Source organism: uncultured Methanobrevibacter sp., assembly GCF_902784195.1.
Taxonomy (GTDB): Archaea; Methanobacteriota; Methanobacteria; order Methanobacteriales; family Methanobacteriaceae; genus Methanobrevibacter.
Genome location: NZ_CACZTX010000016.1, coordinates 38,426 through 58,677, shown reverse-complemented (window position 1 = coordinate 58,677; position 20,252 = coordinate 38,426). Strand labels below are relative to the sequence as shown.

The window sequence follows — 20,252 nt, the reverse complement described above, 5'->3', positions numbered from 1 at the left end:
AAGAATATCTCATGATTCCTATTTGTAAAGAACTCTTCCTTAAGCTTAATTGCTTCAAAATTACAGCTTTCAGCACATAATCCGCAGTATACACAGGAATTGTCTGTATCTATTACAATTGGATTAGGACCATCCAAGCTAATTGATTCAGTTGGACAGACATCTCTGCATAATCCACAGCTGATACAATTCTCTTCCACAACTTCAATTCCAAGTGCAGGTGGGAAGAACTCTACAAGGTCCAATACCTTTACAACATCCAAATCCTTTTTAATCTGCGCATTCAAACGTTCATTAAGGAAATCAGTTACATTCACTACAATTGATCTGCAGTTGGTACAAGTGAATATTTCAACATCTGAAAATTCCATTCCTCTAGGAACATCCCTAATGTCCATTGAGTTTTCATAATCGAAATCATCAAAATGATAATCCTTGGAAATGTCTTCAAGCAATTTAACCAAAACATTGTCAATATTGGTTACACCTTTTGAAATGTTATGAACATCCCTATCAATGATTTCAGATGCAATCTCCAATGTCTTGATCTTATTGAATGATTCAAATGCCTCTTCCCTTTCCACATAATCTATTGCATAGGTAGGACATGAATGCATACATTCCTCACATCTTGCACAGTAAGCAGGGTCAATGAATGGCAACTTATTGGTTTTACCTACATTGATAGCACCTTTGGAAGGACAAATCCTTGTACAGGTCATACAACCGATACATTCATTCTGGTCAATGCAGAGAGTTTTACCCTCCTTAACGGTTTTAGGGAGTATTTCCCCATATTTGATTGCATCAGTAGGGCAGTGCCTAAAGCAATATCCGCAACGAATGCACTTATCCTCATCTATTTCACTATGCACTTCCTCTCCACCAGAGGACCTTAAGTGAATAGCTCCAGATTTACATGCATTTACGCATGCTCCACATGCTCTGCAAAGCTTTTTGTTGATGTTTGGAATATTTTCACGAATTGGATCTGCTAAAGTCTTTTTAATGTGAATAGCATCATAAGGGCATGCGTTGGTACATAAGACACAACCAAAACAATGCTCGTCCAATTTAATGAACTTGGTATTTTCATCCTGATAAACTGCATCAATCGGACAAACATTCAAGCATGGCTTGTCAATACAATTGATACATTTCTCATTATCAATCTCATACTCTATATGAACATCCCTTAATGGTCTTGGAATTGGATCAACAGTAACCATCTTAAGCCCTCCTTTCTGCTAATTGAGAAGCCTTTACAGAAATGTGAATAACTTCCTCATCATTATCATTTGTATCAAGGTTAAATTTAGCCAAGAAATATTTGATGACACCAAATGGACAGGTTTGATAACATATACTGCATCTTAAGCATTTTTCCTTGTCCCTTACAATGGTATCGTTTTCATTATCGAAAGTGATTGCTCCAGTAGGACAGTCTGGTATGCACATTTGACATTTCTTACAATTGTCAGCGTCCCAAGTGATAATTCTAATCTTCAATCTATTGATGGCATCTTCCAAGACTTCGTGAACAACCTCTTCATCATTTAGAATGGTTAATGACTTATCAAAGATAGGCTTGAAATCCAATTCATCTAAAAATAGCTTATCAGTACCTAATTGGATTAAATCATCCTGTTTGGATTCAATGTATTCCTCTAATGTGCTTACTGCCAAATTTATAATTTTCTTTTGCTCTTCAAGATTGTTTACAAAGACCCCTCTCATTGCTCCTTTTACAGGACAGGTCTCTAAACATTTTCCACAGGAAATACATTTGGATTGATTTACAACAACCCTATCATCAATCTCTTCAATTGCTCCAACTTCACAGGCATCCATACACTTATGGCATCTTATGCATAGGTAATCATCTACAATGTATTTTCTCTTTGATGGTATGATATTGAACTCTTCACGAATGAAATGGTTTTCACCACATTCCAAGGTTTTTGGAGTTGAAGGGCAGACTTCAGCACAGAAACCACATCTTATACAAGCCGGTTTATTAATTACTGGATAAATCAAACCAATGGATTCCTCATTGTCTGAATCCCTAACCAATTTGATTGCATTTGGTGATGGGCAAGATGCAGTGCAGCTTCCACAACCAATACAATTTTCCTTGATCACTTCAGGAAAATCCCTGAATCTGTCTGGCTTGTGTGCTATGTCTTCCTTGGATTTTGCATCGAAAAATCCATCAATCCAGGTTTTTCGAGCAAATTCATAAATATACCAAATAAGTGAGGACATTTCATTTCACCTCAAAGAAGTCTTTTACAGTAGATTTGCCAGTATCAACATCAGTTATAGCCACTCTTTCAGTACATGCTATGCAAGGATCTGATGACGCATAAGTAGCTACTGCATCAGCAACTGTAGCTACATCCTTAAGCATATATTTTGCACAGGAGTCAATATTCATGATACTTGGAGTTCTGATTGAAATGCGCTTAATCAAATCTCCATTGGTTTCAGCCATATATCTTACCTCTCCACGAGGGGCTTCATTTCTCCATTCCCCATATCCTGAAGGAATGTCTACAGGAGTTCTTATATCTCCTTTAGGCATATTTTCAATAGCCTGTTTCACTAAATCAATAGATTGTTCAACCTCATAAAGCCTATTTAATGTACGGGCATAGTTATCTCCCTCTTTTCTCCAAATAGGCTTGAAGTCGAATTCATCCTTATAAGTATAATGCTCTTCTCTTAAATCATGCTTAATGCCTGAAGCTCTTCCAATAGGACCTACAGCATGTCCTTTAATAGCTTCCTCCTTAGTCATCACTCCAACGCCTTTTGCCCTTAATGCGACTATTGGAGCCTCTTCAAATAATGCAACATGCCTATCAAAGCCATCTTCAATTTTCTTTAAGTTCTCAAGTATTGCATTGAAATGGCGCTCATCAGCATCCATTCTGACTCCACCAACAACATTCCATCCTAGATTGACCCTATTTCCAGTTAACAATTCAAGAGAATCCATTGCATGTTCCCTTAAAGCCAAAACATGCATAAACAATGTCTCATGGTCAAGAGTCTTGAAGAATGTTGAATTTGCAAGCAAGTGGGATTGGATCCTGTCCAATTCATTAGTAATGACCCTTAAGTATTGAGCTCTTAAAGGCGCTTGAACTCCAGAAATTGATTCTAAAGTTTCTGCAAAGGTTTGTGTATGCTCATATGAACAGATACCACAGATTCTTTCAGATAAGTAAATGCATTTTTGCCAGGTTTTTCCTTCCATAATCTTTTCAATACCTCTATGAACATAACCATAATCAATCTCAGCTTTAATAACCTTTTCACCTTCAGTTTTGAGTTTAAGTCTTAAAGGTTCCTTTAAACCTGGATGAATTGGTCCAATTGGTAATATCATAATATCTGACTCCTATTTACTTATCTAATTCATTAATCAACAATAAATTTTTTATTTACTTATCTAATTCATTAATCAACAATAAATATAATTTAACTCTAAATTCAATTTAAATATAATATATTTAATCTTTCCTAGCGTCTTGAGCTCTTCCTTTAGCTGCAAGAGCACCTGGAGCGACAGTTAAAACTGCCTCTAAGATTTCACTTGGCCTTGGAGGACAACCTGGAATAGCTGCATCCACTGGGATGAAGTCTGAAACAGGAGCAAGAACCCTTCCTCCCTCTTGTGCAAAGACATCTCCAGACTGCGGACAGTTTCCAACAGCAACTACAATCTTAGGTTCAGGAGTTTTTGCATAAATCCTTCTTAAATTGTCTCTCCATTGTTCTGTAACTGCACCAGTCACTAAAAGAACATCAGCTTCACGAGGATTATTGTGAACATAAATTCCATACTGTTCAAGATCGTATCTTGGGGAAAGAAGTGCAACTAGCTCTACATCACAGCCATTACATCCTCCACAGTTTACAATACAAACGTGAATTGAACTTTTTCTCACAATATCTTTAAGTTTTTTAAGCATTTCAATTACCTTAAATCTCGTTCTTTATAATAATTTTATAAACATCATTCTTTTGATAATAATTCTTTCGATAATAATTCAATCGACAATTATTCTCGCAATAATTCAACTATTTGAGCCCTACCTTCTTCTATGGCATCTTCATACTTCTTGCCATGCTTTACAACATCCTTGGTTAATTGATGGCAGATTCTATCTGCATCTTCCTCAGATATTAGTTTAGCAACATCACTTAACCAATAAAGTCTTAAATCAAGATGCATTTGCCTTTTTATCTTTTCTCTATTTGCTATTTCAAAGGTAGCATGCATATTTTCCAAATCACTCATATCAAAGCGATTCATAAGAATATCTTCAAATTCATCTTTAGAAATTCCAAATTCTTCAGATAATGGAATAGTAATGTCTTTTTCCCATTTAAAGCTATGAAGAACTCTTAATTTCATCATTTCATATTTTTCTTCACTATTCATATAAATCACCATATAAATGATTTGATTTTAAATTTAACTACTTAATTTTAATATTTCTAATTAAAATAATACTCCAGATGTTGAAATCCAGACTACTGCTGCAATAAGAATGCCTATTGCAGTTTCCTTACGACCATAACCTGGCCTTCTTCCTAATGCAAGCCCTATAAAGAAGAATGCAATAGTAAGCAATATTTCAGAGCTAATATGTGGATTTAATCCATGGTTAAATAATAAAAACCATCCAATAATAGATAAAACCAAGGTCAATACATCTATTTCAGATATTATATAAGGTTCCATATGCTTTTTATAGCTTAATAAAAGACCAACTATGGATCCTATAATGAAAACCAAAATATAAATCATAATATATAATTCTTCCATAATCTCACCTAGTTTACCTAAATTGGCTTATATAAACAAATAAATGTGATACAAATAATCAAAAATGTAATGATAAAAGCTATTTTCTCTAGATTTTCAGCCAAATGAGCATATTTTTCCTTATTTTGCACCAATATGAATGGAACAAAAACAAGTCCTATTATAGCTAAAGGAAGCGCTAAAATACTTTGATAGAAAGCGGCAAGTCCTGCCACTACAAAAATGCCTAAAGCTACCAATGAAGTCAATACTCTCATTCCTTTTTCATCATTCATTTTTAAGCCTTCTTTATTCGTTTTTACTTAATTAAAAGTAATTAAGTCTTTTTAATTTTTTTAATTTATTTTTTATAAATTTAATTTTTTTAATAATTTTAAATAATAATCATGATAATTGAACCAACGGTACAGATAACTGCAATGGATATTTGAGCCATTACAGAATGGTTTGGATTTAACATAGGAGTTGTAGCATTGATAAATCCAGTAATTATACAGATTACAATCATTCCAATCAAGTATCCAACAACGGAAATCGGTCCAAAGAATATTGTTAAGAATAACCATAACAAAATATACCATGCGATTGATTCTGAAAACATTATGTATCCTCTAAGCATACCAAAGTGTTCAGTTTCAAATCCAGATATGATTTCCTTTCCTTTTGTGATTGCAAAAGGAGAATATGGAGATTTTGTAACAATCAATGTGAAGAACATAATCGCTGCAAGAGGCAATTGCAATACCAAAGGACCATTTGCTGCTTGATAAGCTATGATTCCACTGATATCCATAGTTCCAGTCAATAGGAATATGATTGCAATCACTGCAAAGAGCGGCAATTCACCAGCTGCTGAGAAAACAGCCCTTACACAACTTAACTTACCATATGGAGAACCGGATGATGATCCTGCATTATGCTCTACAATCTTATGGATTGCATAAACACCAAATATGATCATTAAGGAACCTTGAGCCACTGGCCCTACAATAACTGCAGTAACCCAAACAGCAGCTAAAATAACTGTAATACCTACATAAAACGGCATTGCAGCAGTTTTTGGAAATGAAGTTTCCTTAAAGAAAAATTTCAATGAATGCAATAAGTACTGTATAATAGGAGGTCCTGGTCTCAATTGGACTCTTGCCATAACCTTTCTATGGAAACCTAATAAAAGACTACCTGCAAGGAAAGCAATTACAACATTGATTAAAATTTGAGCCATTAAATTCATGATATCTGCAAAGAGATTCTAAATTAGTTAAATATGAATTGATAATCTTAACTAATAACCTGTAAATGGTTCTTCTCTTCTTTCCTCCTCTTCCTCTTTTATTGGTTTGGACATTGTTAAAAGTCCAAATGAAAGTACTAAAAATGGTATACAAACAATAGCTATTGCATAGACTATCCAATCAGCAGGATTAAATATTAAAGCGTAAAGGATAGCTAATACTGACACAATCAAGATAATATAACTAGCTATTTTCATTTTATTCATTTTATCGACCTTCTATTAATAATAAATTAATAAACATGATTTTTAATAATTGGATTTCAATTTAATTTCTTCTATTTTAAATTATAATATAGTTAATAAGATTTCAACAAATCTAACAATAATAAACAATGAACTTAAGTGGATAATCAATATGAATGGAGATCCAGGAGTTCTAAACATTTCTGCCTTACTTGCAAAGAAAGGTGCTATACCGCTTTCACCACAAACCCCTATTAGCATTACAAGCGCTCCAAATATCATCATTGGACTTGCAGGGATTGCTGCGAGCTCAAATAGGCTTAATGTACCGGTAGCAGCTAAAATCATAGCTGCACCACCAAAGAGTGGCAAACCGCACATCATAGCAATCAAACCGTATTGATAAGCGGAATTTAAAACCTCAACTTGCTTTACAGCAGAAACAATACCAATGTTAACAATACCAATTAATGCCATAAATAAGGTAAAGTTAAATAAATCTCCAGTAATCATAGCTCCTGCAGTAGCTATACCGCAGATAATAGCCAGGAATCTTCTATGCTTGAATTCCTTTTTGCCAACTGCAACCTTATTTTCATCAAGAGAACCAAACATTGCTTCAACTTGAGTTTCAGTTCGGCTCATGGCTATCAATGCTGTAAATACAAGTATAGTTACAAACAAGAATATGTGGAGAGGGTTTAAATAAAGAACAATATCTCCTAAAGGAATTGTTCCCATCACGTCTCCGCCTAAACTCTCTATAAGCATTTAAATCTCCTTTTTATTTTAAGTTCATTTGATTTTGAATATTTAATTTGAATACTTGATTCAAAATTTTGATTTGATAATAAATTTATAAATATAATATTTTAAATTTTAAATTCATTTGGAATAATCATTTTCTTCCGTATTCCTCTCTCATCATTATTCCAATCAATCCAATCTTGGATGACACTTTCAAGAGCAATCCTAAAGCAGCTAGGAATAAACTGAGTAACCAGTATTGAGGCAAGATAAAGAAGAATAGGAATCCAATAATCCATAAGCACCAAGAGATACCGGATATTGCTCCCACTCCATCGAGAACAACTATTGGCAATCCTCTTACCTTTCTGCTTAAAACATAAATTACAATACCTCCTCCAGCTACTGCACCACCAGTAAATCCTGATAGGAACACACCATAACCTATTAATAACAATGCAATGAAATTAGGAGCAGTAGTCATAATCTCCATATCTATATTTAATGGCATTGGTGCAAATGAGGTATCTACATCTTTCTTCCTCATTTCACGAGATATTAAAATCTCGGATATTGCCATGATCTCTGCCAATTCAACTACTAGACCAGGAAGAATCAATGCTTCAGACAAATCAGTCCCCACTGCAGCTACAACAATAAGCATAGCCAAACCGACAATGTCAGTCAATATAAGAACTTGAATATCCCTTTTCTCCATTGCAATTCCCATCAAGCCAATGAAAGCTACAATCAAACCGCCGTATAATGCAGTTGAATACATTGAGCTATAGAATGCAGGAACAAATTGTGGAATTATACTTGCAACCATATAATCACCTGAACTCCTTTTTAGCTTGCTTTTCACGAGCTTTGCGATTGCTCATCTCAACTTCACTAGCTATCTTGTCAGAACTTGCAATAGCTCTTTTTACATCTTCCTTAATGTCTCCCTTACCTTTTTTCTCCTTTCTATCCATGGTAAAGTTAATGGCAAGCCATGAGGCTATAATGAATGCCATCATAAGAATTGAGGATTCCAAGATAGTGTCAAAACCTCTTGTATAGTAAAGGATTTCATCTATCACTCCACCTGGAGATGCACATATACTTGTTCCAAAGTATGGGGAAATGCCTTTTAGCATTTCAGCAATTGGAGTCATATATGAATTGATCCAACCTAGATTTTGTGAATTATCAGGATATTGGGCTTCAGTAACACCAGGACTTTCCAAAATCTCTCCACCCCTATCATATGGAGCAATAGCCAAACCTGCATCCATTTGACTTTGAGGAGCTGGACGAGTGTAGATTTGGTCTGTATCCAATCCTACAGGAATCAGGAATCCTGCTATTAAAAGCAACCCTAAAATTAGAGCGAATAATCTAGGAATATTCTTCGGATTTGCCAATTTATTCCATAATTTAGCTATTTTAGGCATTTTGGTCTCCTCCCAGCATTAATTGAAACTGATTTTTAAATAAATTGATAAGCATTATACATCAGCCCCTATCTCTTCTAAACGAGAAATAGCTCTAAACAAGATCAAGGTTACGATAATTGTTGTTGCAATTAAAGTCAAAAGAGCTAATGTAGAATTGTAAGTAAGTAAAATCAATGAAACTCCTACAGATGCCACTTCAGTATTGATTGTTCTTATGATTGGGTCTTTCACTCCAGGACCCCAAACGGCAGCAAGGCTTCCAAAAATGGCAAGCGCTAAACCTACATAAACCCAAAGAGCAAGATTGAACATTATTTACCACCTTCAGAGTTTCTTGTTTCATTTTCATTGCTTTGAATCATTTTAGGAAGTGTGGAATAATCCTTTAATTTTGATTTGCGCACTTCATTTATCTTAATCAAGGCAAGCAAGAATACAATAATAGATAATGGATCAAGGACAGCAGTTAAAAAAGCAACATCCAAATATTTAAAGCTGACAATAGCTAAAAACAAGCCTGCTTCCAAGATTGAAACCATGATTACCTTATCTAATGGTTTCTTTAAGAGGACAACTCCAATAGCGCCTATTATCATCAAAGCAATTGATATTGTTGTCAAGTCAATAAATTCCAACATTTAAATCCCATTTTCTATTATTTGAAAAATAATAATCTTAATTTTCCTTATGCTCTTCCATATTCTTATCATAGGTTATTTCATCTTCCAAATCCTTTAAGCTGTATGCAATTGCATTTGCACCAATTGTAGAAGAGATAAAGAAAGTTGCAGCTAATACAAGACCAAATGGAGTTTGAATATACAATGCAATCAATGCAGAAACACAGAATCCTATTACATTTATGTAAAGTAATTTTTCTGCTCTATCTTTGGTTATTACAGCTCTTAAAGCCATTAAGATTGCAATAACTCCAATAATTTCAATAAACATATTTTAACCTTGTATTTCTTTAATTTTTTAATCTAATCGATTTTATTAATTTATTTTATTAATTTATTTTATTAATTTATTTTATTAATTTATTTTATTAATTTACATCTTAATTATTCATATTTAGTATATCTGCCAAAGGATTTTGCTATTTTTCCAATTAATCTGGAACTTGTAGGATGGTGAATTCCTTGAATAGTGAATATTGCAATTACCATACCGCAAATAAACATCTCTGGAGTGATTCCAATGAATGAGAATATGAATATGAGTAGTGTCATGGTCAAAGCGCCAGTTGTTCCAGCATAACCAGGATCTGCACATAATCTATTTCCAATGTATACAAGCAATGCAGCTATTAAACCGCCTTGAATTCCAAGAATGTAAACTCCTATTGAAGCAATCAATGTTCCTGCTGATGCATCTGGGGAACATAAGATGTTTCCTTGGAAGAATCCTCCTGCCAAATCCCCTTTCCTATTTTTTATGGAATATCCTACAGTTTCCGCCCCTTTAACACCTGGAGCCTCAGGAAGTCCAAGGAATGTATCCACTATCACAAAATTAAGCCAAGAGATGATGGTTGCTAAAATCAAACCAAGTATTAGATTCATTATTTGCTACCTCCTTGAGGATTTGGAAAAACATAATCGAATAGATACTTTACAAAAATAGCTGAAAACACTCCCACTATAATTGCAATTAACAATCCGTTATAAATCCAAAACACATTTAATGAATAAAAAATAGCTAGAATTCCTATAGCAAATACAGGAGTTGGAAATAGTGCGCTTTTGGTCCATGAAAACCTGATTGACTTTTCTGGAAGAAGTGGCAATTTTAAAGCTAACGCTAAAGCTACTGCTACTATGATAGCCACTATATAATTCATAAGTAATTGAAATCCATTAGCACCTATACTAATCATAATTATAATTATGTTATAATATAATATATATCTTTTATTACTTATTGCCAAGCCGAAAAAATGGCACGAATTATTGATTATTTTTAAAATTAAAAAACATTTGTCATATTGCAATTTATAGTAAATTACAAAATATTAAAATAGTATTAAAATTATAAATCTATACTAATATAGAGAATAAAATTAAAACAATGATATGATATCATTTTACATTATAAAATAAGGACTGATATAATGGAAAATAAGGAAATTGTAGTAACAGGAGGATGTGGATTCATAGGATCACATATTGTAGGAGAACTATTGGAAAACAATAAGGTCACCATTATTGACAATTTATCCTCTGGAAAAATGGAAAACTTGGAAAATCCAAATCATGAAAATTTAACTTTAATCAAAGAAGATCTTTTAGACTGTAATTTAGATGAGATTTTAAAAGGCAAGGATTATGTATTCCACCTTGCAGCAAAGGTAAGCGTACCTGGAAGCGTAGCAGAACCTTTAGAATATAATGAGACAAACATTGACGCCACCTTAAAATTGCTTATTGCATGTAAAAACAACAACATCAAAAAGATTGTCTTCTCATCATCATCTGCAGTTTATGGGGAAAATCCAAACATGCCACTAAAGGAAACTGAACTTCCTATGCCTTCATCCCCTTATGCTGCTCAAAAGGCAAGTGGCGAATTATATTTGAAATCATTCCATGAAAGCTATGGATTGAATTATGTAGCACTAAGGTATTTCAATGTCTTTGGTCCTAGACAAGATGAAAACTCACCTTATGCTGCAGTTATTCCTAAATTCATTTCTGCAATACTAAAAGGGGAAAGACCAGTCATTTATGGAGATGGAGAACAGAGCAGAGACTTTATATTTGTAAAGGAAATTGCTAAAGCAAACATTGTAGCTTGTGAATCTGACTACAATGGAATAGTCAATGTTGCATTAGGAAAATCAATGACCATAAATCAGTTATTTGATATTGTCAGCGATGTTTTGGAATCTGATTTGAAAGTGGAATATTTAGATGAACGTCCAGGAGACATTAAACACTCATTGGCAGACATAAGCAATCAAGAAAATATTAACTTTAATCCAGATAATGATAAATTTGAAGAGCAATTAAGGGAAACTGTAAAATGGTTTAAAGAAGAAATGGAAAAATAATCATCAGATAAAATAAAAAAAATTTATACTAACATTATTTAATCAAAAGAAGTGGAAAAATGAAAATAGAAGTATTAGACACCACATTAAGGGATGGAGAACAGACCCCTGGAATCTCATTAAATGCAATTAAAAAATTAAGGATAGCTACCAAATTAGATGAAATAGGAGTCAATTCCATTGAGGCAGGATCTGCAATTACATCTGAAGGTGAAAGGGAAGCAATAAAATTGATTACATCACAAGGATTGAATGCAGAGATTGTGAGCTTTTCAAGAACATTGCTTAAGGATGTGGATTACTGCCTAGAATGTGATGTTGATGCTGTAAATGTTGTAGTTCCCACTTCTGATTTGCATTTGAAATACAAGCTTAAGAAATCACAAGATGAAATGCTTGAAGATGCAGTCAAAGTGGTCGAATACGCTAAGGATCATGGACTTTCTGTAGAGCTTGCAGCTGAAGACTCAACAAGAACTGATATTGAATACTTAAGGAAAATATTCAAGGCTACAATTGATGCAGGAGCAGATAGGATCTGTCCATGTGACACTTTAGGAATGCTTACACCACTCAAATCATTTAATTTCTATAGGAAATTCACTGATTTAGGAGTTCCTGTAAGTGCACATTGCCATAATGACTTTGGTCTTGCAGTTGCTAACACATTATCAGCTATTGATGGGGGAGCTACCAGATTCCATGGAACCATCAATGGACTCGGTGAAAGAGCTGGAAATGCAGCTATTGAAGAGGTTGTAGTCTCCTTAAACACATTGTACAAATATAGTGAAGATGATGAAGAAAGCAAATACACCACTGACATTAAGATAAATCAACTTTACAGCACTTCCAAATTGGTTTCAAGATTAAGCAATGCTTATCTTGCTCCAAACAAGCCTATCGTAGGTGAAAATGCATTTGCACATGAATCAGGAATTCATGCAGATGGAGTTATAAAAAACAGTGCCACATATGAACCTATTATGCCAGAGCTTGTAGGCCATAGGCGTAAGTTTATCGTTGGAAAGCATGTTGGAACCAAAGGATTGGACAACAGATTGAAGGAATTGGGCATTGAAGTGAACAGTGCACAATTGAATGAGATCTTCCTTAAGGTAAAGGACCTTGGAGACAAGGGAAAAACCGTTACCGACACTGATTTGGAAGCTATTGCAGAGCATGTCCTAAACATCGAGCAGGAAAAGAAAATCAATCTTGATGAACTTACAATCGTTTCAGGCAATAAGATCAGACCAACTGCTTCAATTAAGATGAACATTGAGGATAAGGAAGTCATAGAGGCAGATGTAGGTATCGGTCCTGTTGATGCAGCAATCAATGCAGTGAATAAGGGAATCAAGAACTTTGCAGACATAAAGCTTGAGGAATACCATGTAGATGCAGTTACAGGTGGTACAGATGCATTGATTGAGGTAATTGTAAAGCTCTCTTCAGGAGATAAGATCATATCTGCAAGAGCAACTGAACCGGACATTATCAATGCTAGTGTTGAAGCTTATGTTGATGGTGTGAACAGATTGCTTGAAAACAATCATTTTTCCTTAGACAAAAAACAAGCCAAGAAAAATAAAAAATAAAAAATAAACTATTTTAAATTATTATTTAATTTTAATCATCTGATTATCTTAATCTTTTTAATCTAACATTATAGAGCGATAAAATGAAAGAATACAATAATGAATTAGCTAATTTGGATAATGTTGAAATATTAGGATTCACTGGAAAGATAGAAAGCATTCCTAAGACATTAGAACAAGTCGAAACCATTAGAAACAGCTGTTGTGATGTTGGCATTATTCAACTTATGAATGCTGATAGCGGGAAAGGAACACCTTCAGCAAGGAGTCATTCATGCAATCAATGCATTCAAAAGAGGGGAAAATTTAGCTAAGGATTTAGGTATTGAAATATTGATTAGAACTTCAGCCCAAAGACAAATTTCCAAGGCATTTGACATACTTGGCCTTAAGGAAGGTGAGATGAATATAGCGGTTGTTCTAATCGATTGTCCAGATTACTTTATCGATGAATTATCGGATATGTTTGTAAGAAATGATGCTGTTTTAGAAGCTGACGAATCAATATTAACAAACTTATATGATATTCCTGAAAAAGAGTTAAAGAATATGCATATAAGCGACATACTAATTGATAAAACTACTAGATTAATAGTTGATCAATGAAAAAAAATAACTAAAAAAAGTTTAAAAAAATTATAAAAAAAGTTATTGAATAAAAAATTATCTATTTTTAAATATAATCAAAAAACATTATTAAAGAATCTATTTTTAATTATTGTCAAAGCACTTTAAAGTTTTGATAATTTCATCCAAATTATCTTGATTTAGACATTCAATATCCAAATTCTTAATTTCAATCTATTGTAATTTGGACATTTTGTTATCATTCCATGACTGTCTAAAACAAATTCCTGACGTAATTTATAGGATAATGATTTAGGGTCTTCTGTTTCTAGAATGACATTGATTCCCCTTTTATCCTTGTGGAATACATTGAAACTTGTTTCATATTCAATAGCTTCCTTAAGATAGGAGCATGATTCAATTGTCTTTTTTAGGTTATCTTTAGCGAAATCCAATTCATTGTAGATTCCACATGCAGTTATATTGCTTGCCTTATTTGTTTTTAAAAGAAGCTTTGACTTATCAAAAAACCCATCATCATTTGTTGTTATGAATCCTCCATCTTCAACATTTACTATTTTTGGAGAACCTGTAGATCCAATAATGATATCTGAATAATTTCCATTTGCCAATCTGTTCTCATAGTCTCCAATAGCTCCAGATGCATCCTCTACAACAAGGATATTGTTTTCATGAGCAAAATCATAAATTGCTTTCAAGTCTTGTTCAGCAGTATAAGCTGCAAAACTTGTTAAAAATAGAGCAGATTTATTGTTTTCATCATCTAAATCAATGACATTATCATTTGATGAGGAAATAATTGATTCATTGAGCTCATTTAAATCTATCAATCCTTTATCTGTCTTTACTGTAATCAAATCCTTCTTTAAAAATATAGCTATTTGCTTAAATCCATTCCATGCTCCTTGATCTGGAATTAAAATAGCACCATCAATGGAATTCATGGCAGCAAGAATAGCGGAATTTCCACTATTTACCAATTTAGCATGACTTTGATTAGTGATTTTGACTAATTTCTCTTCAGCCAAACTGTGATAATCCTGATTATCCTCGCCCCTTGCTACATTAGACATGGCCATTTGAGTTTCCTTTGATGGTTTTTTAAATTTAAGATTCATATTTTTACCTAATATAAAGTTATTGTTGCAAATCCGGAGATTTCTTGAAGAAGGAATCCAAAGTTGTCTGCTGCGAATGCAATAATTCATTAAGCAAATTGCTTTGCTTCACATATTTGCTGATTGGAATCTTTAATTTGGTTCCACAGTAAACAAGAGACTCTTTTAGTGATTCAAACTCCTTGTACTCACCATTCATTGCATATTTAATATTCTCTCTAACATTAAACACTCCTAATGGCACATAACCTGAATAAGCTTCTCTAAGTATAATAACACCAGATTGGAGCTTAAGTTTAGCCAATTTATCCAATACTGCCATTTTAGCAGTGTAATAACATCCACCTACACAAGAATACTCAGTTTTATCAGCATTTGTTTCATAATCTGAGAAAATCATTTCCTCTTTACCAAGTATCTTAATAAATGCTTCAAACCATTCGTATTGCCATTCTGTAGGTGTTAAAATAATGGCATAATAATTTTTCAAGCTTGAAAATTCATAAACCCTATAGGAATCCATTATATCATAATGTCTGACTTCCTTCAATAGGTTGTCTGCAATTGTACTGTCACAAGCTGTAATTGACCATCTTGTTGGAACCAATCTTCGATTCTTTTTAAGACCAAATGCACCAACAGAGAACGCCTTTTGCATTGCTGAAAATGGAACATCCTTATTATGGAGATTCATCACTGCTTCACGAGCCTTTAAATCAGTGTCATAAAAGCTTTTTTCAAGTTGCTTATCCCATTTAACTGCATCAATATCGAATTTTTCAATCAAAGCGCTTGGACCATGAGGTGTGCTTTCTTCACTGAACATTGCCCCACTTGGCCTTGATCCAAAAGTGGCTTCGCTGTCAATGGATTTTGATGCAAGGGAAATGTCCTGAAGCTTTTCAACAAATGGATTCTCCAAATCCTTAATGTCAATCAATTGTTTTCCACGGACAAGATTTAATCTGTAACCAATAATGTCATCTTGAGTTTTATTTTCACCTATCCACTGCTCTGGAGAGTCCATTATATATGTATCTCCAAGTTGAGGAACCATCATAGGTCCAGCATACACTTTAGGATAGCTCCATCGACCTATAAAAACAGATGGTGGTGTACTGCCATCTAAATCCTTTCCAACATCAACTGATTTCATTTGTATATTCTCAGTTAATTTTGCTAAATAAGCATTTTTAGTAGTCTTAGATGTTCTCATAATAATACCTTAAATAAAATAAATGATGATGATTGCTAATTAAGTATGATGAAAAATAAAATAGTTAAAATTAGTTTTAAAAACTAATTTAACTTAAATTAAGAGAATTTACACTAATAGAATTCATAAGTAATTAGTTAATAATTTATAGAAAATTAATTTAATTAATCAATTAATAAATAAAAAATTAATTATTAACAGAATTCAATAGTGCTTGGTGGCTTATCACTAATGGATAAAGCAACATGAGTAACTTCAGAAACTTCAGAAGTGATTCTTCTGGAAATGGTTCTGACTACATCCCAAGGCATTTCAGGGACGGTTGCAGTCATTGCATCAATTGAACTGATCAATCTGATTACAATAAGATAGCCGAAGTCTCTTTCATCACCTTTTACACCAGTAACCTTAGTGTCGGTAAGCACTGCAAAGTATTGCCATAATTCCTTATCCAATCCAGCTTTTTCCACTTCTTCTCTTACAATAGCATCTGCAGCTCTACAAACAGCTAAATTATCTCTTGTTAAAGCTCCAACAACTCTTACACCAAGTCCAGGACCTGGGAAAGGTTGTCTTTGTACAATGCTATCTGGAAGACCTAATTCTCTACCGACTTCTCTTACTTCATCTTTGTATAAATCTCTAACAGGTTCAACTACTTTTAAAACCATACCGCTTGGCAATGCCATGTTGTGGTGAGTCTTGATTTCTCCTTCAGTTTCAATCCAATCTGGAGCAATGGTACCTTGAACCAAGTATTTAGCATCAACTGCTTGTGCTTCTCTTTCAAAGACTTCAATGAATACTCTTCCAATGATTTTCCTTTTCTCTTCAGGGTCATCTACACCTTCAAGTTCAGATAAAAATTCATCAGATGCATCAACATACTTGAAGTTAAGTCTTTCTTCAAAAACAGCACAAACCTGTTCTGCTTCTCCTTCTCTAAGCAATCCATGGTTAACGAATATTGCAGTTAAGTTGTCACCGATAGCCTCTTGAGTAAGAACTGAACAGACAGAACTGTCAACTCCACCGGATAATGCAATAATAGTTTTTTCATCACCAATTTCATCTTTGATTTTAATAATAGCATCTTCAATAAATTCTTTTGGGCTTAACATAAAAATACCTTAAAAATTATTTAAAAAAATATTTAAAAAACTATTGTTTAGTAAATTTGTTTATGAAATTTAATTTTTGAACAATATGAAAAATATTATTTAAGAATCCTTAGATTTATTCGAAATCTTCGATAAATTCCATAATGATAGCTTCTAAACCTTCGTCTTTGCCATCCATTACAGCATCCATCATATCTTCGTATTTGACATATTTTTCAATTTTAATAGCTTTTTCACCAATACCGGTGATTCTGAAATCTTGTTCTCCATCACCGATAGGAATAGTGATGTTTTTGAATTTTAAGTTAGCTTTGTTGTCAATTGCCTTTTTCTTAAAGTCATCTAAATTATCAAACATTTTATCAACCCTTTTTTTAAAATTAAAATAAAAAAATAAATATAATCTAAATCTTTATTTAATTTACTCATTTTTATAATTCTGACAAATCTCATAAAAATTCTTAAAGATGAATTCCCCTTTAGGAGTATGATGAACCTCTGGATGGAATTGAATTCCATATATCTCTTTTTCCTTATGTTTCATAGCTTCTATATCACAAAGGGATGAACTTGCAATAATGTCAAATTCTTCAGGAAGAGTGTGAACTTCATCCTTATGGGAGCTCCAAACATCAAGAGGAGATTCGAGTCCTTTAAAGAGACTGGAAGTATCTAAAAGATCAATTTTTACTTGAGCATAACTTTCAGTGTCTGAAGTGGAAACTTCACCACCAAAGGTTTTAGCTATTAACTGATGACCTAAACAAATGCCAAGAATTGGAATATCAAAGTGCTTAATGAATTCTGCAGCATTTCCAACATCATCAATAGAAGGACCTCCACCTAAAATCAAGCCTATAGGCTCTTTTGCTTCAATCTCTTCAATGGATAAATCATTGCTGACCAATTGAGAAGGAATCTTAAGATATTGTAAGCTTCTTTGGATTCTATGGTTGTATTGTCCCTTGTTATTAATAACTAAAATTGTCATATAATCTCTCAAAATCATTTTTTTTTTCGAATAAATTCCTAGTATAATATTACAATTAAAGCAAAAAAATTAAATGCTTTATATATAGTATAATATTATATTAATTTAATATATATTTAATATAATATATAAATTTAATACATTTTTCACTATATTTTAAAATTAAATAACAACTTAAATAAATATAAATACTATTAAAAGATATATAAAAGATTATGAAAATCGATGAATTAATTACTTATTTGATAATTATTATTGTAGTAGCAGTTTTAATTAAATTATTTGCATGGCTACTGCCTATCCTTGTTGTTTTAGCAATAGCTTATGTCTTATATATTTTTATAACTGAAAAAGAATATTAATTTTTAACTAAAATAACAATGTTTTATTTGCTATTTTAATTAATACATTTAATACAGAATATTATTAAAACTCCTGAAGGGGGTATTAAATGAATAAAAAAATGTTCAGATTCTTATGTGCTATCTCAATTATACTTTTTATAATTAACATTGGCATCATATCTGCAAGTGAAATAGATCAAAGCACATGTTCTTTTTCAAATCAAATTCTGAGTGATGGCTCTGGAATGGATGAAATCCACACTGTTGAACCTGATGGATGCTCTACAGACACAACTCCTGAAGAGACAGAAGTCCAAGGGGGCAATGCAAATCCAACACCTGAAGAGACAGAGGTCCAAGAGGGCAATGCAAATCCAACACCTGAAGAGACAGATTCAACTGACTCAACAGGCGATGAACCTCAAGAAGTGATATTGGAAAAAACATCATTAAGCTCTGCAGATTATGTCATAAAGAACAATTATTTAAATGTTTATTTGAAAGACAGCTCCAATAATGCTATTTTAAATCAGAAAGTTACACTTACCATAAACGGAAAAACCCTTTCTGCAATTACCAACAATAAGGGAATAGCTAGATTCAATATAACAAATGCTGCTAAAAAATATCAGATTACATTGAATTTTAAAGGAAATGACAAATACGAGTCTTCATCAAAAACATTGAATTTAAGAGTTATTGCAAAACCAATCTATACAAAAATAACCATTGCACAATATGGTATCTTTAGAGGCAATTACTTGAATGTATACTTGAAAACAACTGCTGGCAAGGCAATAGCAAATCAAACCATTAAAATAACAATCAATGGAAAAACCTATACAAAAATAACCAATAAGAACGGTTTAGCTAAATTAAAAATTAGCTTAAAATCTAACATTTATAGCGTTAGCATTAAGTATGCTGGGAAAGGCAATTACATACCTGTAAGCAAAAGCACTAAAGTCAATGTTCTTTCAAGCAAACTTATAGGAAAAACCAATTATGGGAAAGTATATTTCATTGGAGTTATTGGAAACCGCAGCTCTAATATAAAAATAGCTTATGTTGTAGGATTGCATTCCATGGAACATAAAATTCATGATTCACTTTATAAACAGATGATCAATAAAGTGAATATGAAATATAAATATTATATTTATAGAATCATCCTAACCAATAAAAAAGGATCATATTCCACATTAAGAATGAGGGGTCAAAAGCTTGCTAAAAACTATATTGTTCCTCATGCTAAAAATAAAAACTATGATTTAGTGGTTGATATTCATTCTACATCTGGAATAAGTTATAAGCAAACTTACTTCATACATGTTCCTAAGAATCAACATGCTCCTTCAATGAAATTAGCTAAAAAGACCATTAAAATAATTAAATCAATTGAGAGTAAGTCTAAAATGTTATATTGGTCTCCTCCAACTCAAACAAGTCCTCCTTATATTCATTTACCTCTTATTAAGGCAGGAACACCTACATTTGTATTTGAGACTTGGAGTTATGAGAAAAAATCTCAAACTGATAAAAGGGCAAAAATCTTAATTCAAGCAATAGATAAGGTATTTGACTAAAACAATTAAATATCTTATTTTATTTTTTTTTTGGATAGAAATAATTATTCGTTAAAAGACGAATGAAAAAAAGAATTTAAAAAATTGAAAATCACCCTATTAAAATAAAAAAAAATGAAAATAAAA

The 20,252-nt window shown here is 32.7% G+C and carries 28 protein-coding genes; 6 read left to right on the top strand and 22 right to left on the bottom strand.

Going from position 1 to position 20,252, the window contains the following annotated elements; all coding sequences use genetic code 11:
• The 17 genes from QZU90_RS09510 to QZU90_RS09430 all read right to left on the bottom strand — a co-directional run.
• The coding region (locus tag QZU90_RS09510; protein ID WP_296856837.1) for a 4Fe-4S dicluster domain-containing protein at nt 1-1,229 on the bottom strand (1,229 nt) is incomplete at its 3' end.
• Nucleotide 1,230: 1 nt separating this feature from the next.
• Complete coding sequence (locus QZU90_RS09505; protein ID WP_296856836.1) at nt 1,231-2,265, bottom strand: 4Fe-4S binding protein; 1,035 nt, start codon at nt 2,263-2,265, stop codon at nt 1,231-1,233.
• A gap of 1 nt (nt 2,266) precedes the next feature.
• A complete protein-coding gene (locus tag QZU90_RS09500) occupies nt 2,267-3,394 on the bottom strand; it encodes a nickel-dependent hydrogenase large subunit (RefSeq protein WP_296856835.1) in 1,128 nt (375 codons plus the stop codon).
• A 124-nt stretch (nt 3,395-3,518) separates the two neighbouring features.
• On the bottom strand, nt 3,519-3,980 hold the full coding sequence (locus QZU90_RS09495; RefSeq protein ID WP_296856834.1) for an NADH-quinone oxidoreductase subunit B family protein: 462 nt from the start codon (nt 3,978-3,980) through the stop codon (nt 3,519-3,521).
• A gap of 89 nt (nt 3,981-4,069) precedes the next feature.
• On the bottom strand, nt 4,070-4,453 hold the full coding sequence (locus tag QZU90_RS09490) for a DUF1959 domain-containing protein (RefSeq protein ID WP_296856833.1): 384 nt from the start codon (nt 4,451-4,453) through the stop codon (nt 4,070-4,072).
• 60 nt (nt 4,454-4,513) lie between these two features.
• A complete protein-coding gene (locus tag QZU90_RS09485; RefSeq protein ID WP_295607454.1) occupies nt 4,514-4,840 on the bottom strand; it encodes a DUF2104 domain-containing protein in 327 nt (108 codons plus the stop codon).
• Between the two features lie 17 nt (nt 4,841-4,857).
• A complete protein-coding gene (locus QZU90_RS09480; RefSeq protein WP_295607452.1) occupies nt 4,858-5,115 on the bottom strand; it encodes a hydrogenase in 258 nt (85 codons plus the stop codon).
• Between the two features lie 98 nt (nt 5,116-5,213).
• Nucleotides 5,214-6,074, bottom strand: a complete 861-nt coding sequence (locus tag QZU90_RS09475; protein ID WP_295607449.1) for a respiratory chain complex I subunit 1 family protein — start codon at nt 6,072-6,074, stop codon at nt 5,214-5,216.
• A gap of 51 nt (nt 6,075-6,125) precedes the next feature.
• Nucleotides 6,126-6,341, bottom strand: coding sequence for a DUF788 domain-containing protein (locus QZU90_RS09470; protein ID WP_295607447.1), 216 nt, complete (start codon nt 6,339-6,341; stop codon nt 6,126-6,128).
• 81 nt (nt 6,342-6,422) lie between these two features.
• Nucleotides 6,423-7,091, bottom strand: coding sequence for a hypothetical protein (locus tag QZU90_RS09465; protein WP_295607444.1), 669 nt, complete (start codon nt 7,089-7,091; stop codon nt 6,423-6,425).
• Between the two features lie 127 nt (nt 7,092-7,218).
• The gene (locus tag QZU90_RS09460; RefSeq protein ID WP_295607441.1) at nt 7,219-7,896 is read right to left on the bottom strand and encodes an EhaG family protein; all 678 of its coding nucleotides are present in this window, start codon (nt 7,894-7,896) and stop codon (nt 7,219-7,221) included.
• Between the two features lie 4 nt (nt 7,897-7,900).
• The gene (locus tag QZU90_RS09455; RefSeq protein ID WP_296856832.1) at nt 7,901-8,506 is read right to left on the bottom strand and encodes an EhaF family protein; all 606 of its coding nucleotides are present in this window, start codon (nt 8,504-8,506) and stop codon (nt 7,901-7,903) included.
• Nucleotides 8,507-8,560: 54 nt separating this feature from the next.
• Nucleotides 8,561-8,821, bottom strand: coding sequence for an EhaE family protein (locus tag QZU90_RS09450; protein WP_296856831.1), 261 nt, complete (start codon nt 8,819-8,821; stop codon nt 8,561-8,563).
• Nucleotides 8,821-9,147: a DUF2108 domain-containing protein gene (locus QZU90_RS09445; protein ID WP_296856830.1), complete on the bottom strand. Its 327-nt coding sequence runs from the start codon at nt 9,145-9,147 to the stop codon at nt 8,821-8,823. The genes QZU90_RS09450 and QZU90_RS09445 overlap by 1 nt, the downstream gene beginning before the upstream one ends.
• A gap of 37 nt (nt 9,148-9,184) precedes the next feature.
• The gene (locus QZU90_RS09440) at nt 9,185-9,460 is read right to left on the bottom strand and encodes a DUF2109 domain-containing protein (RefSeq protein WP_296856829.1); all 276 of its coding nucleotides are present in this window, start codon (nt 9,458-9,460) and stop codon (nt 9,185-9,187) included.
• A gap of 113 nt (nt 9,461-9,573) precedes the next feature.
• A complete protein-coding gene (locus QZU90_RS09435; protein WP_296856828.1) occupies nt 9,574-10,074 on the bottom strand; it encodes a hypothetical protein in 501 nt (166 codons plus the stop codon).
• Entirely contained in the window at nt 10,074-10,388 is a 315-nt protein-coding gene (locus tag QZU90_RS09430) for an energy-converting hydrogenase A subunit A EhaA (RefSeq protein WP_296856827.1), read from the bottom strand. The genes QZU90_RS09435 and QZU90_RS09430 overlap by 1 nt, the downstream gene beginning before the upstream one ends.
• A 234-nt stretch (nt 10,389-10,622) precedes the next feature.
• Between QZU90_RS09430 and QZU90_RS09425 the strand changes: the two genes are divergently transcribed.
• The 4 genes from QZU90_RS09425 to cgi121 all read left to right on the top strand — a co-directional run bounded on the left by QZU90_RS09425 (nt 10,623) and on the right by cgi121 (nt 13,768).
• Complete coding sequence (locus tag QZU90_RS09425; RefSeq protein WP_296856826.1) at nt 10,623-11,561, top strand: SDR family oxidoreductase; 939 nt, start codon at nt 10,623-10,625, stop codon at nt 11,559-11,561.
• A gap of 59 nt (nt 11,562-11,620) precedes the next feature.
• Nucleotides 11,621-13,162, top strand: coding sequence for a (R)-citramalate synthase (locus QZU90_RS09420; protein WP_296856825.1), 1,542 nt, complete (start codon nt 11,621-11,623; stop codon nt 13,160-13,162).
• Between the two features lie 83 nt (nt 13,163-13,245).
• Nucleotides 13,246-13,476, top strand: coding sequence for a hypothetical protein (locus QZU90_RS09415; RefSeq protein WP_296856824.1), 231 nt, complete (start codon nt 13,246-13,248; stop codon nt 13,474-13,476).
• On the top strand, nt 13,394-13,768 hold the full coding sequence (cgi121, locus tag QZU90_RS09410) for a KEOPS complex subunit Cgi121 (protein ID WP_296856823.1): 375 nt from the start codon (nt 13,394-13,396) through the stop codon (nt 13,766-13,768). Before QZU90_RS09415 ends, cgi121 begins: the two co-directional genes overlap by 83 nt.
• A gap of 161 nt (nt 13,769-13,929) precedes the next feature.
• Here cgi121 and QZU90_RS09405 read toward each other — a convergent pair whose 3' ends face one another.
• The 5 genes from QZU90_RS09405 to QZU90_RS09385 form a co-directional block, all read right to left on the bottom strand.
• On the bottom strand, nt 13,930-14,868 hold the full coding sequence (locus QZU90_RS09405; protein WP_296856822.1) for a DegT/DnrJ/EryC1/StrS family aminotransferase: 939 nt from the start codon (nt 14,866-14,868) through the stop codon (nt 13,930-13,932).
• 19 nt (nt 14,869-14,887) lie between these two features.
• The gene (locus QZU90_RS09400; protein WP_296856821.1) at nt 14,888-16,084 is read right to left on the bottom strand and encodes an Nre family DNA repair protein; all 1,197 of its coding nucleotides are present in this window, start codon (nt 16,082-16,084) and stop codon (nt 14,888-14,890) included.
• Nucleotides 16,085-16,278: 194 nt separating this feature from the next.
• On the bottom strand, nt 16,279-17,205 hold the full coding sequence (guaA, locus tag QZU90_RS09395) for a glutamine-hydrolyzing GMP synthase (protein WP_295607747.1): 927 nt from the start codon (nt 17,203-17,205) through the stop codon (nt 16,279-16,281).
• A gap of 115 nt (nt 17,206-17,320) precedes the next feature.
• Nucleotides 17,321-17,563 (bottom strand): hypothetical protein, encoded by a 243-nt coding sequence (locus QZU90_RS09390; protein WP_295607750.1) that lies wholly within the window; start codon nt 17,561-17,563, stop codon nt 17,321-17,323.
• Between the two features lie 63 nt (nt 17,564-17,626).
• Nucleotides 17,627-18,196, bottom strand: coding sequence for a GMP synthase subunit A (locus QZU90_RS09385; RefSeq protein WP_295607753.1), 570 nt, complete (start codon nt 18,194-18,196; stop codon nt 17,627-17,629).
• A 215-nt stretch (nt 18,197-18,411) separates the two neighbouring features.
• Here QZU90_RS09385 and QZU90_RS09380 point away from each other — a divergent pair, with 215 nt between their 5' ends.
• Together QZU90_RS09380 and QZU90_RS09375 are read left to right on the top strand one after the other, a co-directional pair.
• Nucleotides 18,412-18,558, top strand: coding sequence for a hypothetical protein (locus tag QZU90_RS09380; RefSeq protein WP_296856820.1), 147 nt, complete (start codon nt 18,412-18,414; stop codon nt 18,556-18,558).
• Nucleotides 18,559-18,647: 89 nt separating this feature from the next.
• Nucleotides 18,648-20,126: an Ig-like domain repeat protein gene (locus QZU90_RS09375; RefSeq protein WP_296856819.1), complete on the top strand. Its 1,479-nt coding sequence runs from the start codon at nt 18,648-18,650 to the stop codon at nt 20,124-20,126.
• Nucleotides 20,127-20,252: the final 126 nt, after the last annotated feature.

What these genes read in the sequence shown, in the direction of transcription:
- QZU90_RS09500 (WP_296856835.1), bottom strand. Translation starts at nt 3,394, where the DNA reads ATGATATTACCAATTGGACCAATTCATCCAGGTTTAAAGGAACCTTTA.
- QZU90_RS09390 (WP_295607750.1), bottom strand. Translation starts at nt 17,563, where the DNA reads ATGTTTGATAATTTAGATGACTTTAAGAAAAAGGCAATTGACAACAAA.
- QZU90_RS09425 (WP_296856826.1), top strand. Translation starts at nt 10,623, where the DNA reads ATGGAAAATAAGGAAATTGTAGTAACAGGAGGATGTGGATTCATAGGA.
- QZU90_RS09420 (WP_296856825.1), top strand. Translation starts at nt 11,621, where the DNA reads ATGAAAATAGAAGTATTAGACACCACATTAAGGGATGGAGAACAGACC.
- cgi121 (WP_296856823.1), top strand. Translation starts at nt 13,394, where the DNA reads ATGCTGATAGCGGGAAAGGAACACCTTCAGCAAGGAGTCATTCATGCA.
- QZU90_RS09505 (WP_296856836.1), bottom strand. Translation starts at nt 2,265, where the DNA reads ATGTCCTCACTTATTTGGTATATTTATGAATTTGCTCGAAAAACCTGG.
- QZU90_RS09460 (WP_295607441.1), bottom strand. Translation starts at nt 7,896, where the DNA reads ATGGTTGCAAGTATAATTCCACAATTTGTTCCTGCATTCTATAGCTCA.
- QZU90_RS09415 (WP_296856824.1), top strand. Translation starts at nt 13,246, where the DNA reads ATGAAAGAATACAATAATGAATTAGCTAATTTGGATAATGTTGAAATA.
- QZU90_RS09385 (WP_295607753.1), bottom strand. Translation starts at nt 18,196, where the DNA reads ATGACAATTTTAGTTATTAATAACAAGGGACAATACAACCATAGAATC.
- QZU90_RS09450 (WP_296856831.1), bottom strand. Translation starts at nt 8,821, where the DNA reads ATGTTCAATCTTGCTCTTTGGGTTTATGTAGGTTTAGCGCTTGCCATT.
- QZU90_RS09455 (WP_296856832.1), bottom strand. Translation starts at nt 8,506, where the DNA reads ATGCCTAAAATAGCTAAATTATGGAATAAATTGGCAAATCCGAAGAAT.
- QZU90_RS09400 (WP_296856821.1), bottom strand. Translation starts at nt 16,084, where the DNA reads ATGAGAACATCTAAGACTACTAAAAATGCTTATTTAGCAAAATTAACT.
- QZU90_RS09465 (WP_295607444.1), bottom strand. Translation starts at nt 7,091, where the DNA reads ATGCTTATAGAGAGTTTAGGCGGAGACGTGATGGGAACAATTCCTTTA.
- QZU90_RS09485 (WP_295607454.1), bottom strand. Translation starts at nt 4,840, where the DNA reads ATGGAAGAATTATATATTATGATTTATATTTTGGTTTTCATTATAGGA.
- QZU90_RS09490 (WP_296856833.1), bottom strand. Translation starts at nt 4,453, where the DNA reads ATGAATAGTGAAGAAAAATATGAAATGATGAAATTAAGAGTTCTTCAT.
- QZU90_RS09405 (WP_296856822.1), bottom strand. Translation starts at nt 14,868, where the DNA reads ATGAATCTTAAATTTAAAAAACCATCAAAGGAAACTCAAATGGCCATG.
- QZU90_RS09470 (WP_295607447.1), bottom strand. Translation starts at nt 6,341, where the DNA reads ATGAATAAAATGAAAATAGCTAGTTATATTATCTTGATTGTGTCAGTA.
- QZU90_RS09375 (WP_296856819.1), top strand. Translation starts at nt 18,648, where the DNA reads ATGAATAAAAAAATGTTCAGATTCTTATGTGCTATCTCAATTATACTT.
- QZU90_RS09430 (WP_296856827.1), bottom strand. Translation starts at nt 10,388, where the DNA reads ATGATTAGTATAGGTGCTAATGGATTTCAATTACTTATGAATTATATA.
- guaA (WP_295607747.1), bottom strand. Translation starts at nt 17,205, where the DNA reads ATGTTAAGCCCAAAAGAATTTATTGAAGATGCTATTATTAAAATCAAA.
- QZU90_RS09380 (WP_296856820.1), top strand. Translation starts at nt 18,412, where the DNA reads ATGAAAATCGATGAATTAATTACTTATTTGATAATTATTATTGTAGTA.
- QZU90_RS09445 (WP_296856830.1), bottom strand. Translation starts at nt 9,147, where the DNA reads ATGTTGGAATTTATTGACTTGACAACAATATCAATTGCTTTGATGATA.
- QZU90_RS09435 (WP_296856828.1), bottom strand. Translation starts at nt 10,074, where the DNA reads ATGAATCTAATACTTGGTTTGATTTTAGCAACCATCATCTCTTGGCTT.
- QZU90_RS09475 (WP_295607449.1), bottom strand. Translation starts at nt 6,074, where the DNA reads ATGAATTTAATGGCTCAAATTTTAATCAATGTTGTAATTGCTTTCCTT.
- QZU90_RS09495 (WP_296856834.1), bottom strand. Translation starts at nt 3,980, where the DNA reads ATGCTTAAAAAACTTAAAGATATTGTGAGAAAAAGTTCAATTCACGTT.
- QZU90_RS09480 (WP_295607452.1), bottom strand. Translation starts at nt 5,115, where the DNA reads ATGAATGATGAAAAAGGAATGAGAGTATTGACTTCATTGGTAGCTTTA.
- QZU90_RS09440 (WP_296856829.1), bottom strand. Translation starts at nt 9,460, where the DNA reads ATGTTTATTGAAATTATTGGAGTTATTGCAATCTTAATGGCTTTAAGA.